Raw genomic sequence first — 17,865 nt, 5'->3', positions numbered from 1 at the left:
GAAAACTAATTATTGTTTTTAGCGGGCATTGCTTAAGTGCTATTAACGCAACAGTGTATATTCGAATTCCGTGTAGGCATTATTGCGTAGTTCGGAAAATACCCTTAATGTCATTCCCGCGGAAACGAGAATCCAGTAAAGCATAAAAAAAACTTGTTTTTTATATGCTTATTTTATCATATGTAACTTCTGTATCAATATTGAAGTTATTTTTCTGGATTCCTGCTTTCGCAGGAATGACATAAGAGCTATATATTAATCATTTAAATAATTTCCAATTTCGTTCTTGCGGTGGAGAATCTTCTCTTCCTTCAGAAAAAAATCATTAGTAGGATTTGAGCTTAGTTCTGTAAATATTTCGTCCCAACTTTTTTTGCGGTTTTAAACTTTTATCTGATGATAAATACTTGAGTTCTTCAGAACCATTTTTAGTTTGATCGTTCATAAATATTTTTGTTTTTACATATTCTATATACTATAATTGTTTAAAAAACAACTATTAGTTATTCTACTTCATATTTCTTAAATGATCTTCTAATTTTCTTAGCTTTCTACCCTCGTTTACTATAGGCTTTACATAGGTTTGCATTTTGGCATTTTCTCTATATTTATTAATCTGATCGATCTGAGCATTGATTTCATCGGTAATGACTTGCTTTCTATCCTCTATTTTATTTAATACTTCAGTACTATATTCATAATTTTTAACATTAGCATTAAAGTTATTAAGCTCTTCCATAATCTTTTGGTCTATTTCAGCTCCCTCGGCGGTATCTTTAACTTTTTGTGCTATTAATGCCGGCATTTCTTCGATCTTGATATCATCTCTTTTGAAATGATCTTTAAGCTCTTTATAAGTTTGCTCTAAATTTTCCTGGGCTTTCTCGTGCATAATATCATAATGCTCTTGGCGACGAATATATCGATCTCCATCTATAAATTCTGCATGTTTTCTATGAGCGTTATCTATCATATCTCGCATCTGAGAATCAGTAGCTTTCTCACGCATAAATCTGTCGCCCATCATTACCGGTTCACCTTCCTCAAATAACCTACCATGCACCTCATGAATAAGCTTTCTATGAGCTAATTCTTGATAATATTCCACATCACTATGTCTACCTGCTTGTTCTAGTCTTGCTAGATATTCCGGTGATAAGATATCTGCTTGAGCAGCTAGCGCTTCCTTATTAATATGCATTTGGAGCTCTTCGTGTTCTCGTGCTTTTTCATCATCTTTTAATTTTTCGCTATAAGTTCTAAGCCTTGGATCGTTATATTCAAAATCATGCCATTCGGCACTGGTTAGATTACCCTCATAAGCATCACGTAAATCTTTACCGACTATTGCAGTTAAAGCTCCTCTTTTTATTCCTGTATAACCTGCATATATTTTTTCGCCTATACCTTACACGCTTTTCTTCTTTTAATTTACGTTTTGTATCAATACGATGCTCTATCTCTTGCCAACTTCTAAGCACTCCTATATTCTTACCGAACAGACCAACACCTCGCCCTGACATTTCTTGGTGAGCATTTTTATAAGCATCTTGATAATCTCTAGTAAAGTTTGCATCGCTAGCGAGTTCACGTAAGTTAGCATCTTTTAATGACTTATCAAGCTCAGCTTTTTGTTCTTTACTTAAAGCGGCGTAATCTTTCACTCCATATTTATTTGCAGCAATTTTATCTCGAAGCTGAGTAAACTTCATTTGCGATAGTTCTTTTGCTTTTAATTCATTCCCCTTAGGTAAATTCTTTAATAATCCTGCAATACCGTTTTCATAATCCGTAATAGCATTCATTTTTACATCTTTAGAATCTATACCGTATTTTCTCTTAACCTCATTTTGTACGGTTTTATTTGCTGAAGAACCGAGAGCTTGCTTTTCAAGCCTTCTCATCATCATATTTTCAAATTTCTCGGCAAAGAACATACGAGCTTGCTCTTTCCCTGCACTTACACGGCTAGTTACAGGTGCACTTACCGTCTTAGCCACATAATTTAGCGGTCTATTCATTTGTTTCGCTGCAGATTCATAAGATTGCTGATTAACTTTTTGTATGTCTGTTAAATTACCTGAAGTACCGGCAATAAATTGTGCCGTCGATATAGCAGTATCGTTAAATTTACTTAGCAAATAAATAGACACAAAAATTAGTAATATCCCGTCAAGTTGGACAAATTGCCCATTTATAAAATTACTAATTCTTTTTGCATCTTTAACTAAATCTAAAAACGGTAATTCAATATAGCGTTCATCTATACACTCATACGCAGCACAATGCTTACATTTATCAGGGTCATTTTTACAAGAATCATCTACTATTATATGATCTTCAGGAACTAATATATTTGCTTTGTGGAAATTATTTATACCGCCTTTCATCGGTACTGGGAACCACCAATAAAATATTGAATGACCCAGGCTTGGATCTATATCCTCAAGGAAACTACCGAATATTTCATTTATCGGACCTAAATTAGGAAAATCATGTTTACATACCGCAAAACCAAGCGTTGAATATATTTCGGTTCTGATGATCATTGAAATAAAAGCGATACCAGCAAATAAAATTATAGGCTGTAATGCATATGATATTAATTGTCTTAACCAATTCTCAAATAACGAACGAGTTATATTAAACAACATGAAACAAATAAATATCGGTCCCATAATTATAATCATACCGATAGTTATAAGAGCGGTTAGATAGATAATAGTGGCTTTAAATATAAGAAAGAAAATAAAATATAAGGCTATTAAATATAGAATGATATATATAAAACCAAGCCAATCAACAAATAGTAAAGAAAATAATTTAGATAAAGTTTGAGGAGAAATAAGTAACCCAAGCAAACTTTGAGAACCGGGGCCGGTAGCCGAAGCTTCATTAATTATTTGCAGTATTTGCTGAACCCCATCAATAAAAAATACGAATAAATAATCATGAAAAAATGTCCAAGCTTTATCCGTACTTAATAATATTGAGACTATACTAACTTTTAATATTCTAACTATAAGTTCGACATGAGTAAGGTTTATATTACCTATTAAAAAGGAAAAGCCCGTAAACATTATATATAGAGTTAAAATAGCCGAGACACTCATCCTATAACCTGACGTATCAATTATTTGTTGATAAGTTTTCTTTATAATCCCATCCTTACCAAATAATACTCCTTTTATTAAATCCGTTAAAAATTGTAGCGGATCGGGTCTAGTATCAGTAACTCCGGACTTTATTACTAATCTATATTGCCCGCTATTATCATCATAAAATTTATCTATAATCTTAAAATAAAGAGGAGATTGAGCATATTTTGACTTATCTTCACCTTTATATTGATAATTTATACCGCCGGCTTTCAAGAATTGTCCTGTACTACTAACACTATAAAATTCATAGCCTACACTCGAAGTAAGCTCTCCTAAATGCTGAGTTATACCTTGCGGTTTACGCTGTGAGTCCGGTGAAATATTGGGATCGGTATTTTTAGCGGCAATAAGAAAATAAAGCCCAACACCGTCTGTCATTATACATGGAGCATTACTAATCATTGCATCATTTTGATTTGCGGGATTAGGAGTACACATATCAAGTCTAGCATTATCCCAAAAAGTACACGGTTGTAGCTTAACGCAAAAAGCAGCCAAAGTAGTTGTGTTATTTTTTTGACCATACCATGGACACCATGCAGATAACTGACCTGAAGTATTTTTATCGCCAAGTATATAACTCCACGGTTTTACCATAACGGTTAAAGGATAGCCGTTTACTTTATAAGCACTATCACGCCATGGTGCTACCTGATCACCTTCCTGTCTTGAAGTAATTTCTTCTGGATCATATCTAGAAGAGACATTGAATTTGATAAAACCGAAATCATCAGGGTCAATACAAGTATCGCCGGTACAACCGGAAAGCAGCAATAGCGATATTAATAATGTAATAAAAATATTTTTGTTCATTTATTATGTGTTATTTCCATATGTCTCAATTTCAACGTCATTGCGAGCGACCATAATAGGGAGCGTGGCAATCTCATGAAGCAGTACTAAATTCCTGAGATTGCTTCGTCAATTGCTATGCAATTTCCTCGCAATGACGGTGAAAATATTTACAATTATTCTTTCTTCTCTCCTTCCTCTTTCTTCATATCATTACGCTCAGCAAGAAATTTATTTGTAAATTCACTACCTTCTTCCGGTTTTCTAGCTTTATAATTTTGATCAATTATCTTGTCTTTGAAAACTCTAGCCGGAGCCATTGCAGCCTTTTTAACCGGTTTTGTTACCGAATCTATATCCTGCATAACGGCTCCCACAGGATCAGAACGTTCTTGATAATTTCCTGATATTCGTGCCGGTGTAACATTTGTAAGCATTCCAACTACTATATTTACAAAAGTTACTAAACCATATGACATCAAGCAATATGAATAAAATAATAAAGCCGTAGTAAATAATACTAAGAAAGTATTAGCATTGTTCGTTAGAATATTCGAGCTACTAATTTCCGGAACATCCGGTACATAGAAAGGTATTCCGGGTAAGAACGGTAATGTAAAAGAGAAATGAATCGGAATACCAAGATTTGTTAAATCAAGCCCTATTTTTATTGGTATAAGAGTATCCCAACAGGCTCTCACTACCACTTTTAAAAGCTGCTCAGATAAAACCTGATCTATCAATAAAAAGAAAATCAATAATATTGTCGGCTGCACTACATAGCTAAGCAATGTCGATATCCAATTATCAAATAAACTTTTAGTTTTTTCAAATAACATTAATATTATAAAAAACGGTGCCAATGAAATCATAACAGTTACCCCTATGAATGCAATAACATAACCTATTATAACTTCTAAAATAGCTCTAAAATAAGTAATAAGTGAATAAATGGTTATAATAGCGATAAATGCTAAACCATTATGTATTTGTAATAATTCAATAAATAGTAATCCCCAAATCCTACCGTTAGTATATTTATCAAATATAGGATCAATAAAACCAAAAATATTAGATCTAGAGCTTGTAGCACCTACTACGTTAGTTACAAAGAAATCAATACCGTCAGTAAATGCACTAAAGAAGTATGTATTAAAGAAGCTCCAACTGTCTTCTCTAATTAAAAAAGCTACTATAGCTATTTTGCATATACGTGTTATTACTTCTACGGCAGTTAATTTTAATGCTCCTGCAACGAACATTAACCCAAATATAGTAATATAAAGGGTTAATGCAGCTTTAGCTAAATTCTGCACTGCAGAATTTTTAACTAACTTAATATAAAAGTTTTGACTAAAAGTTCTAAACTGATCGGTAATAGGTTTAATAGCACCGTTATATATTATATCAGAAAACCAAGTTGTACCGGTATAACTAGCATAATTTACACTAACTACCCCTTGTATATTACTATTAGGATTTACCACCCTTAACCATAAATATCCATCTTGCGGTGCATCAGCCGCAAAGTTATAATCTACCGGCGTACCACGAACAGATGGATCAGGTAACGTACCATCAGATGTTATTAAATATTCTAACTTTATATTTTGTTGATCACCAGGATTAATTGAATTTGCCCCATTACCTATTTCAACAATCATCGAATAACGACCAAAATATAAAAAATTAGCTGACCAATCATTCTTATTGATATAATCTACAAAACTAGCATAATTTGAAAAATTTTGGCTCCAATCACTCATTAAAACTGAATTACTAAACATGTTACTAACTTGCCAATCGCTAGTAAAATCCATAGCACCGCCGCTAGTGGCTTGATAATATATAAAGCTACTTTGAGTGTTGCCTGAATTTACAAAACTCTGATCTCGTCCCTTAATAACCTGCCCGCCTACTTTAATTATCATCCCTCTACCTTGATCGTAATAGCAAGCAGGGCTAGTATTTATACTGGCATTAGCAGGACAAGCATTAATTAAACCCATGAAATACTGTACCGCTCCCGTTATCATAGGCTTACCGACTATTACTCCATTATCGGTATTTTTATACTTTGTAGCAGTACCCGTGCCGCTACATACACTTTTTCTTTCCTCATCTATCATATTACACACCTGCTCTGCAGAAGAGTAAATTATTCTATTATCAAAATTTCCAAGGTTACTTTGAGTATAAAGTGCAGCAGCAGCGAATATCGAGTTATCAAGTTCCTGTGTTAAAATATTATCTACGGTATTAGGAAGTTTTGGAGTATTAGGGCTAAAAAAATTATCTTTACCAACTAAACTAATATTTACTACATCGCCGGCCTTAACTTCAATTCTCGAATTACCGTTAGAATAGTTAAAATATTTAACAGAATCAGACATTTTAGTAAATGAAAGTGCATCAAGGTCTTTATCAGGCGGTATAGCCCCCGGTGTTTCACTGTTATTGTCCGTAACAAAACGAGGAAATCCTAAAGCTTCAAATTGTAATTTAGAATAATTATAAGTTTTAATGAAAACTTGCGGCGTACTAAACCTTGGATCAATTCTATATAATACTAGATATTTTCTAGGTTCAGGAGTAATACCTGAAGTAGACCAATTTATTTTTAACAATTTACCTTTCGCAACAGTATTACCTGTTGATTGCCAAATTCCGGCTGTAGATAAACTAATTCCTATATTACCCTCTTGAAAACTTGTAAATTCAGGCACTTCTAAACAACCGAATAAGCTTTTTAACCCACTAAAACTGGTTGACATCCATGAAAAAGCATCATCGGCTTTAGCTGGCATCGCCATAAACAAAACTAATAAAACTAAACTCTTAAGAATTTTCATAATTTTAAATTGTTATCCAACACGTCATACCGTGGCTTGTCCATAGTATTAAATAGTAAACCCGTCATTGCGAGCAGCCCCGTATGGGGCTGCGCGGCAATCTCATGAAATAACTCCTGAGATTGCTTCGTCAATTATTTCATAATTTCCTCGCAATGACGATTTTCGATTCACCCTCTATTTCGGTGTTTCAGGTTTAGGTGGTTCTTCATTTGTCTTCTCGCCCCCTTCTTTTGACGTATTTTTCCTATTTTTCTCAGCCTGATCTAATGTCTTATTGCGTTGTTTTAATCGTGCTTCCGCCCTGCCGGCAATACCTTGTCTTGTTTTATCATCCATTCCTATTGGACTTAATGCTTTTTGTCCTGCATCATGAGACATTTTACCACCAATTTCAGTAGCCGAAGGCCCAACAGCACTAGTTAATTTTACTACCATACGTCCTGAAAATTCGACATAACCGTACATACCGTAAGCAATAATAACTAGAGCTACGATATTTTGCATATTTACTCCCATCATACCCGACATATAATCCATTCCCCAAGGGGCAAACCAATTAATACAGAAGATAGGTACATTCAGCAATGCAACAGGTAAAATAGTACCGATAAACGGAATTTTTATCGGTAAAGCACATTTCCAACACACGCTATAACCTAAAACAAAATCTAGATAAATGGTAAATAGCTGTGTTAGCACTATAATACCTGCCATCATAACTACCGGTTCTATCATATAGCGGATCGTAAACCTCACCCAATTATCAAATAAATACCTAGTAAAATCAAATAATAAGAAACTAATAAATAAAGGGGCTATACCGATTAATATACAAGTTGCCATAAATGCCATAATATAAACGGCAACAGCTCTAAGTGCCGTAATAATTACTATACCAACCGCAATAAAAGTAATTATAAAATATATAATACCGCTAAGCCCAAGAGCAAGAAGTGCAAGTAATTGAGCGATAAAGGTTTGACTAAAAAATATTTTACTCATTACTGCATCTAAAAACATGAAAGGATTAGAAATAGTATTAGTAGAAGTAAACAAACTATATCCACTCATATTAGCAATAATTGAGTCTGAAAAATTGGTAATTGCATCAAAAAGATAGTTATTAAAAAATTCAAAGGTATTACCGTTCATAAGTCCGCTAACTACCCCGATTTTTGCTATTCTAATTACTAGCTCTTTTTGGTTTATCTTAGCAAAACCAAGCAAAAACATTGCTCCGTAAGTCATCACATACAGAATTAAAATTGCTTTAATATAGGTAAAAAAGTTAGTACAGGACGAGCTATCATTAGCTTTATAACATACCATATTTTTAAAAATAGAAGTAGCAGCCCCTTGCACTTTAGTTTTAAATAACTGAAGTAACGGATTCATTACTTTAATAGTAAAACTTCCTACTTTTAAGGATGTTGAGAAATGTACTTTATAGCTACCTTCACTATCTTTATAGTCCCTTAAATTATTACCAGGATCATTTAGAATTTTCATCCATATATAACCCGCCTCATTTGCGTTAAAGCTATATTTACCTTCACTATCAACGCTAATTCCTTGAGGTGAATAGGTTTTACCGCTAGTATTCGGGTTTTCCGAAGGCTTTACTATTATGTATTGCACTCGTCCTCGATCAGCAAAAGTATCGTTAAAACTATTACCGTTTTCTCTATAGCATTTAGTCTGTTTAATATTTAAAACGTATCCTCCCGTATTCTTACTACTATCTTGTGAGGTAGGAGACCACAGCCTATATTGTAAATAACTTTTTTCAATATTACTGTTAAAAGGTATATTATATATAACTTTATATAAATATTTACCGTCTTTATCTTTATAGTCAGACGGTTGATCTGTATCTACAACAAATTTAGCAAATTCTAGCTTAGAAGGCAGAGCTTGACTTACAGAACCCGCATCATTCATTTGATATATTAATCCAGTTGGTCCTTTGCCTCCTTTACCGTCTGCCGTATACCAAAATCTCCGATGCTTTTGAAAATCTCCATCGCTACATATTCCCGAAGTACAATTTACACCTCCAATATAATCTTTATCTTTTGGACTACGATCGCTAACACTATCAGGACATTGACCATTTGGAGGAATATTAGCATTATTAGAACATTGAAGGGCTGAATAGTCGGTAAATAATTTACCTGTGTCGTCAGACCACGAAAATGTAAAACTCCCATCATCTAGGTAGTTTTCTGGTGCTGGTCTAGTTATATTAACCCAAGCCATACATTTCTCTTTACATTCTCGTTTCTTATCACACTTAGGATTACAGCCGAATATTGCCCAGTCGCAACCTCCTTGCTCAAACCAGTTAAGGCACCTCAATGTGACTTTACAATTCCAATACTTCTCTTTTAACTCGCAAGCATTGACATACTCACCTGAATAAACAGAATATTTTCCACAAATTGGATTATAAGTAGTTTTATTCTCTGAACAATCTTGCGTAACTTCAGCACCTTTAAAAGTATCCTTAACTGTTGCATCCGTATTGGCAAAATTAGGAGATACGGAAACTAAAACTCTATCATTAGCGTATAATTCGGCAATATTACGCCATTCATTATTTTTTGCATCCATTATTAGAGAGATAGGTGGAGTATTTGCATCGTTAATACGAGGAATCGAGATCATTTGACCGTTATCGTCTAAATTAGATCCAGCCCCTGTACGTTGTAAATTATCTTTCGGTATATAAGCTAAACACAAACTAATCTGACCGACCACTTGTAAATTCACCGGTTGGCCGTTTTCTACTAGCACCTGAGTATTTAGCCATTCACCGTAACGAGTAGGATCAGGAATAAGCCGAGTCGTGCCGTCGGGCAACATCTTAGAAGTGTTTACATAATTAGCATTAGCATTAAGGGTTATAGTACCGGTTATTGAATCCGCTCCTCCTTTACCGTCCAACGCATATCTCATGTAGCAGCCATCACCGACTTTTACTGCTCCTATCATACCAAGTGCTGCAAAAATAAAGCAAACTAACGTTGCTACTATAGCAAGTACTCCTAAAACTTTTAATAAGTTACTCTGCATGTTCTATCATTTACCTCCACCCGAACCGCTTGCTAAATCCCCGCCTTGCTGCTCTCCCGCTTTACGCTTACCTCTAACATCCGGCTTATCTCTTACCGGCGGCTTACCTTGCGAAGCCATAGCAACATCCTTAAGGAAAGCTGCTCCTTTCTTTACTAAATCAACGATTTTAGTTGGACTTGCCGTTACTGCATCCATATTAGGACCATTAGTTAAATCAGAAGCAAATCGCCCTATAGATTTAGAGAAGTAATAAAAAATAACCGAAAATACTAATACGCATAAAAGTTCCGCTAAAATAGATACAACATCTCTAACAATTGATTTTATTGGAAAAAGTATCAATAAATGCTCTTCCCAACCTTCACCTGCATAATATTCTAACATTTTATATCCAAAACTTTCCTGACATTTATCTGCCCCGCCGACAGGAAGCCTTAACTCAAAAGTACTAAATCTAATATCCCCTTTTTCATAATCATATCTAAGGAATTCACAATTTTTAAATATTGCGGAATCATACATAGTTATTAATAAAGCTATAAAACCTGCTATTACTGCCGGCTGCAATGCACATGAAATACATACTTTTAGCCACCCGTCAAAATAAGCTTTTGTACGAGTAAATAGAGCCATAGGAATGAATATAGGAGAAATATATGTCATAACGTAAATAGTAATCATGCAAACTAAATAATGCGTAATAAAATATAAAAGTATAGATAAAAATATTACAGAAAATACTAAACCTGCTGCAAGTATAATAACGTTTCCGGCCATAAAGAATCCAAACATAACGGTAAAAAATCTAAGTGCTCCTGCTTTACTTAAATCCTTCGGTCTGTCATTTTTGCCGTCAGGCTCAAAATTAGGTATAGGTGTATTATTACCACGGGGACCATTGCCGACCACATTCCCTAACACTCCATTTTTATCTATATTATAAAGTAAATCCAAACCAAGATAATAACCTATACGGCAATCAATCGCGTCCCATAAACCGTAAAATTTATAACCGTCCTTATATTTTGAATTATCAAATTGACATAATCCTCTAGAACCTGCTGCATTAAAGATCATCTGCGCAAAGTCCGGTGCTGCTCCTGTCAAAAGAGGCAATCCATATTTTAACATACCGTTTTCTTTTGTCGGCTGACCGCCGCTAAAATCTAAAGGTCCAAGACCGATAGAAAAATAAGCAACAAATAAGAATTTTATTACAAAAAGAGCTATTTTTTCAGTACTTGCATATTCTGTATTTAGAGCCATATTAAAGGCAAAAAACATAGTATAAAGAATTAATGCCGCACCTATAATTCTCTTTAAATAACCTTGAAACGTAGAAAAAGCAGCAAGATTAGTTATTCTAGAATTGTGATCTTGAACACTACAACTCTTTTCAGCAAAAAATATTTTATTAAGCGTTTCGCTCAAACACTGAACTGCAAGACCGGAAAAATTAATTAACGATTGACTATAATTTGCTCCCATATAGCAACTTTTTCCTATATTACAATTCTCATCCTCAGGAGGAGGTGGAGTCGGTGTAGCACTCAAAGATTTACATGCTACCGGCATCGGTCCCCTTGACGTAGGCATAACTAAACATAAATCATTACCCCATTTTTTAACCGTTAAAACGATATTCTTTAATACAGGATTTGCTCCAAGATCAGGATTATTATCGATACTTAAATCACTAATCTTTTTAGAGTCACCTTCATTTAAAGTATACATGGTGCAAGGGCTACTACTACCTTCTACATTTTTAAAACAAAACGTTATACTAGACGCAACTGAGTTACAATTACCTCTCGGATCTTTCATATCAATATTACGAATTATATAGCCATATGCCGTGTCCGTTTCTAAATACCCATCTGAAGTAGTCGGTAAACTAGAACATGATTCTCCAAAGCCAGCAAAGCTAGCTAAGCTTACAGACGCTATACAAACTATAATAAATATCTTTAAGGTTTTAAGAGTTTTCATTAGAACTATTATCTTTTTTTTCTGTGACTACACCGCTTTTTACTAACTCATCCCATGCCTTTTCAGCATTTGCACGTCGTTCTGATATTTCTCCTCCTTCTTGTTCTCTTACTCTTCCTCCTCCGCTTGCTACTAGTTCATTCCATGCTTTTTCTACTTTTACACGTTTATCTCGAATCTCTGCATTTTCCCGTATCTGTTTTACACCTGTCGGATTATCATGTTCCTTTAAGTTAAAACTATAATCAATTATTCCTGACCCCTTACTTGTACTGTCAACTTTTTCTTGCGGTGACGTAGTAGTATTATCTTCTTTTCTGTCGTCTTCTATATTTTTATTTTCTTCTACCTTTGCTTTTTCTGACTTATTAAGTTCATCAGCTAATTTATCAAATTTATGAGTGACACTATTATCCCTTTCTCTTATCTCAGTTACTACACCACTATCGACTAATTCATTCCATTTCTTTGCTGCATTCGCACGTCGCTCCGATGTTTCTTCGCCTTGCTGGTCTCTTATTCTTCCTCCCCCGCTTGCTACTAATTCGTTCCACGCTTTCTCTACTTCTGCACGTTTATCACGAATCTCCGCATTTTCCCGTATTTGCTTTACTCCTGTCGGATTATCATGTTTCTGTAAGTTAAAACTATAATCAATTACTCCTGTACCTTTACTTGTGCTGTCAACTTTTTCTTGTGGAGCTGCATTATCAACTTTTTCCTGTGAAGGCGGAGTATTATCAATCTCTTTTTTACTTTCTTGATTATTAGCTCTTATGATTTTTCCAACACTTTCAGCTTCAATATTACTTTGTGGTGCAGGTGTAGAAATAGAAGTTCTAATACTAGCAGGCGGTGGTGAAACAGCTTCTGTAGGAGCAGGAGGAGTAACAACATCTGATCTTGCTTCACTACTTACAGTTTTTGGGCTAGAAGTTGCTACAGAAGACGAAGCTATCGGCGTTGTTACCGCAGGTGCCGACGTACCTCCGCTTGCAGCAATATTATCCTTTGGTAGTCCGCCTTTCCCTACCTCTAAATCACTTGCTCCTCCACCTTGACCAGCTTTTAAATCACCAACTCCTCCTCTATTTGCTATCTGATCGCCCCCCTTAGTTGCAGCACCCGCAGTAGCAAGTACTGCCATAGCTGCCTTAAATATTGCTTGCGGCTTTATAGCAACATTATTAAGAGCTACTCCTTCCGTCATATCTGCAGCAAATTCAGCTAGCTGACTACTAAAATTATACATTAAATACAATGTAAAACATGCCGTAACTAACGCAAGCAATATATTTTTAATTTTCTCAAAAAGCACTTTTGGAGACATGAAAAACATTCCGGGACCCAAAACTACTCCCGATAAAAACTGGAATTTAGCAAGAAATTTATCGGTAGTGGTATTACCCGGTTTACTATCGACAATTTCACTTACACTATCTTTTGCAAAGTTAAATGCCGTGGTAATAGGGTTATTTAACATATAACCTAAACTATTTTGACAGCTTTCTACGGCATCTTTATCAGGATATTGTGATGTATCATCCCAATCATTATTAATGTAAAATATTAAAACATCCCTCTTAGAAGTAATGCCACCTTGAATTTTGTCTTCTATACTATTGTGAATTAACTTGCTCTTATATTGACATTTACCGTAGAAACCATAATCATATACCGAAAACATCGTGATCATAAAAGTAACTACCACCATAGGTTGTAGCAAGAACGAGATCATTAGTTTAACCCAGCTATCAAAATAATTTCTTGTATATGCGAATAAAAACATAGGTACAAAAAGAGGAGCCAAAATACCGAGTATTACTATAGATATCATACACATAATCGTTGCATTAACCATAAAGGCAGCAACCGAAATCACAAGTAACGGATAAGAAAGAGCGAGTGACACCAACATCATATTACCGGAGATTATCGCCGGAATTAGCAAATAAATATATGGTGGAGCACTAAAACTAAAGAAATCAAAATTTAAAAAATCATGACTGCGATAAGCATTTTCGACAAGTAACGTAGATAATATATCAAGCCCTAAATAATGAGCTACCCTACAATCTAATGCATCCCATAATGCAATATAAGAAACGGTACCGTCATAAGAAAGATTGTTAAATTTACATAAACCGGACGGAGCAGCATTCATAACCCAACTTGCTAAAACGTTTATACCGTCAAGTAAGAAAGGAAACGCCCACTGAATCATGCCGTCTAACCGGTCATACGGAGAACCATTACCAGGGGTTATATTAATTCCTATTGAAAAATAAGTTACGAATATCATTTTCAATATAAAATTTATATACTCACTTTTTGGCGGTACTTCACCTGCAAGTAATAGTTTAAAGCCAAAAAACATAACATATAAAGTTAGAAAAGCCGTAACTATTTTATACATTCCTACTTGAAACTGAAAGAATGCACTATCTTGCCTTGAAGCTAAATTAACCACTTGGCTTACATTATCAAAACTACAAACATCTTTACTAATTATTAATCTAGCAATCATTTGCCTCATACATTCTATAAGAGGAGAAGTCATGACTACTGCAGTTTTTGAAGCATTATAAGCTTTTTGATAACATCCATCACCCGCTGCACTACAGGAAACTAAAGCTAAAGGATCGGTAGGAGTGTCATTTGGATCCTCAATAAAATCCTTATCTGCTACATCCATAAAGCTATTATACATGGATTTTGGAAACGGCTCTTTCATATATTTACAGCCGACGGGAACGTCTCCTGTAAATCCTTTTGTCGATACGCATATTCTATCTTTATCTTGAATAACTTTCCAATATATTACAGGAAAGCCTACATCAAATGCAAAACCGTCATCACCGGGCTTACCACTATATGGAACATGATATTCCTTTTTTTTATTTACCCACACTTTCTTTATATCATCCCAAGGGTCGCTCCCTGTTAAGACCGCTTTAGCAATAGCAAGTGCCGATTCTGCAACAGATTTTGCCCGAGATACAATTAATTTAGCATTATTACATAAAGCAAAGCGTAATTCTGGATTTTTAGGATCAATTCTGTTTTCACGAGTACATTGACCTCCGGGGAAATTCCCAAAATTACTATCGTTAAATAAATCACTATCGTTTATTTTAAGCTTTAAAAACGTATTCATGTATAAAATGGGAGAGACAAGATTCATTACCGCAAAAGTAAAGAACGGAGCAACAATACATGTATGAGAAAATTCAGTACGCAGCAAATCGCCTACGCCTTGGGTTTCGCAAGTTAAGCCACTCAAAATATCTACAATGCTATCAAGAGTATCTTTAGCATGCGTTTTAGTAACTAGCCCTAAATTTAGGGCAAAGCTTAATACTAATGTTATAAGTATACTACGAGGAAATAATTTCATAACTAGTTACTTGCCTCACATTGTACAAATGTCATCCCGTGGCTTATCCACGGGATCTCAGAATACAGTCTGTGAAACAAGATCCCGCGGTCAAGCCGTGGGATGACAGACAGGAATCTATAATGTTTTAACTGCTTCATAAAATATAGGTAACCATTTATCCGGATCATTGCCGTGTTTCTCTCTAATTTGATCGAGCAATACTACAGTCTCAACTCTACCGGATAAAACACTGATTATGTTATCCATACCATCTAAGCTAACTTTTGCAACTACGGCATCTATTCCTTGTTTTATTAAAAAATAACGTGTAGTAGGGTCGGTAGTTTTAATTAAAATATATTCTCGCTGACTTAACATAAATGCACTACGATAAATATCCGTAGCTTTCAAATTAGGTAAAAAAATCTGCGTGGCTGTTTGTTGAATCAACGTATCACTAATTCTACTTTTTGCGGCATCTTCAACACTCTGCGTAGCAAATATAACAAAAGTATTTAATTTTCTCAACACTTTTAACCAATCTTTGATCTTAGGTGCAAATACCGGATTATCGATTAAAGCCCATGCTTCATCAAGTACTATCATAGTTTTCTGCCCATCTAAAGAGATATTAATACGATGGAAAATATATAATAATACCGGTGCAAGACTTACAGGATCTTTAAGTAATTCAGTCATATCAAAACCGAATACTCTTGCTTTTTGTAAATCAATATCATCTATTTCATTGTCAAATATCTTAGCGTGTGAACCTTTACCGACCCACATTGCAATCCTACTTGCCAAACTATTTGGTGTATCAATACCAAGAAATGCTATAACATTACTAAGCCTTCTGTCTTTTTTTTCTAATCTAAAATTACCGCTTACCGCTTGAGATAAGATTTTATTATCTTGTGCAGTTAAACTTTCACCGTTAGAAGTTACAAGCACGCGAAACCACTCTAAAATAAACGTTCTATTCTCACTAGTATCTTCAAGCTGTAAAGGGTTAAAGTTGCATTTTAAACCCGGATCAATTACTGTATAAACTCCGTTTAAAGCACGTATAAATATTTCTGCTCCTCGATCTTTATCAAAAAAGAACATACGAGGTTTGAATTTTTGTGCTTCAGCACATAAGAAATTCATAAGAACTGTTTTACCGGCACCGGTTGGACCGATAATGAGAGTATGTCCAACATCCCTTACATGGAAATTAAAATAAAACGGTGTACCTGAAGTAGTATCAAGTACTGTGACATATTCTCCCCAATGGTTATCTCTAATTTTACCGAGCGGATAATTATGTTGTGAGGCAAAGCTAGCCATATTAAGAGTATTTATAGTGGATTTACGCACTATATAATCCATATTTCCCGGCAACTGTCCCCAATAGCTAGGTTCCATGTTAACTTTTTCTCTAACCGGCTGAATTCCTGAATTAGAAAGCTCAACTGCTGCCATTGACAATATATCTTCCAAAGCTTTAATATTATTTGCGGAACATAAAAGCGATAAATGATGCTCACCGAAAGCGATATCACCGCTAGTGGCCATATCAAGGGCCGTATTAATTTCAGCAATTTGTGAAGTAGCTTTATCACCGGATTGTATCATTCTATTTTGCTGTAATTGCATTCTACCGATCGCTACTGTTCTATTAACAAAGACAAAGCTTTGCGTCATAACAAATTCAAAAGGCATTTGCAGAAATCCGTCAAAAATTCCTGCCGAAGTATTAGGACCGTATTCAAGTATACTGATCATTCCGGCATATTTCTTGCCAAGTGGACTTCTTGCTTCAATAGTACGAGAATCAAAAAATAAACGATGAGTCGGTAAATATTCGTCAATAGTACCACGTGGTAATGCTATAGGACCCGGTGAATCGCCGCAATTGATTAAAGATGAAAGGAATTCTAAAATTTCACAATAACTACCTGACTGCGTTTGACGAACTCCAAGTAATCTTGCTCCGTAACTTCTGAATGTATTAACCACTCTAGTTGACATTTCTTGAAGATTTTCTTTCATCTCTTTCATATCGTTTTCCCAAGCGGTTTTATTAGATTTCTGTCTAAGCTTCCTTAGAAAATACTCAACTATAGCAATACCGCCAGTATCAGGCTTATATAAAATACTAACATATAATTCGTTAAAAAACGACCTAGCCCCAGCATGTTTCTTACGCCATTCTGCACCTAAATAAGTAATAAAATCATTAGGGACTTTTACGGTAGGATCATAAGTAAATTCCGTATCGTCAAATATTACTGCTTTACGTCTTCTAATAGTATGGAAATACATAATGATATTTCCCGAAGCCATATTTTTAAGTAAGGCATTTCTGATATTCTTTTTAATGTCTAGATCTTCATCATCAGCAGTTTCAAAAGAAAATCCATTTATTTTAATAACTTGTAATAAAGAATTATCTTTTGTTAAAATAGTATTACTATCCCAATGACATTTATAAGGAATAAAATGCGAAGTGGGTCTTTCTTGTTGAGACCTTAATTCTTTAGCTGCTCTAGTTCTAAATAACTTCATTACCTCACCTGATTTAACTATTTTGATTTATTTTGTCAGTTATACCTCTTTTTATGTC

5 protein-coding genes and 1 pseudogene are annotated in these 17,865 nt (G+C 34.7%); all 6 read right to left on the bottom strand.

Translation table 11 applies throughout. From position 1 onward, the window contains the following. Positions 1–508 precede the first annotated feature (508 nt). A pseudogene (locus RMA_RS00830) lies at positions 509–3,974 on the bottom strand (type IV secretion system protein). 155 nt (positions 3,975–4,129) lie between these two features. Continuing rightward, a complete protein-coding gene (locus tag RMA_RS00825; RefSeq protein ID WP_041404489.1) occupies positions 4,130–6,805 on the bottom strand; it encodes a type IV secretion system protein in 2,676 nt (891 codons plus the stop codon). A gap of 177 nt (positions 6,806–6,982) precedes the next feature. Beyond that, on the bottom strand, positions 6,983–9,883 hold the full coding sequence (locus RMA_RS00820) for a type IV secretion system protein (protein ID WP_012152429.1): 2,901 nt from the start codon (positions 9,881–9,883) through the stop codon (positions 6,983–6,985). Positions 9,884–9,889: 6 nt separating this feature from the next. Continuing rightward, positions 9,890–11,875 carry a type IV secretion system protein gene (locus RMA_RS00815; RefSeq protein ID WP_041404488.1) on the bottom strand — a complete coding sequence of 662 codons (1,986 nt, stop codon included), beginning with the start codon at positions 11,873–11,875 and terminating at the stop codon, positions 9,890–9,892. Continuing rightward, complete coding sequence (locus RMA_RS00810) at positions 11,862–15,272, bottom strand: type IV secretion system protein (RefSeq protein ID WP_012152427.1); 3,411 nt, start codon at positions 15,270–15,272, stop codon at positions 11,862–11,864. The genes RMA_RS00815 and RMA_RS00810 overlap by 14 nt, the downstream gene beginning before the upstream one ends. Before the next feature lie 117 nt (positions 15,273–15,389). Then, on the bottom strand, positions 15,390–17,807 hold the full coding sequence (locus tag RMA_RS00805) for a VirB4 family type IV secretion/conjugal transfer ATPase (RefSeq protein ID WP_041404487.1): 2,418 nt from the start codon (positions 17,805–17,807) through the stop codon (positions 15,390–15,392). Positions 17,808–17,865: the final 58 nt, after the last annotated feature.

Source organism: Rickettsia massiliae MTU5, assembly GCF_000016625.1.
In the GTDB taxonomy this organism is placed as follows: domain Bacteria; phylum Pseudomonadota; class Alphaproteobacteria; order Rickettsiales; family Rickettsiaceae; genus Rickettsia; species Rickettsia rickettsii.
This window is presented reverse-complemented; position numbering and strand designations above follow the sequence as displayed.

What these genes read in the sequence shown, in the direction of transcription:
- RMA_RS00825 (WP_041404489.1), bottom strand. Translation starts at nt 6,805, where the DNA reads ATGAAAATTCTTAAGAGTTTAGTTTTATTAGTTTTGTTTATGGCGATG.
- RMA_RS00820 (WP_012152429.1), bottom strand. Translation starts at nt 9,883, where the DNA reads ATGCAGAGTAACTTATTAAAAGTTTTAGGAGTACTTGCTATAGTAGCA.
- RMA_RS00815 (WP_041404488.1), bottom strand. Translation starts at nt 11,875, where the DNA reads ATGAAAACTCTTAAAACCTTAAAGATATTTATTATAGTTTGTATAGCG.
- RMA_RS00810 (WP_012152427.1), bottom strand. Translation starts at nt 15,272, where the DNA reads ATGAAATTATTTCCTCGTAGTATACTTATAACATTAGTATTAAGCTTT.
- RMA_RS00805 (WP_041404487.1), bottom strand. Translation starts at nt 17,807, where the DNA reads ATGAAGTTATTTAGAACTAGAGCAGCTAAAGAATTAAGGTCTCAACAA.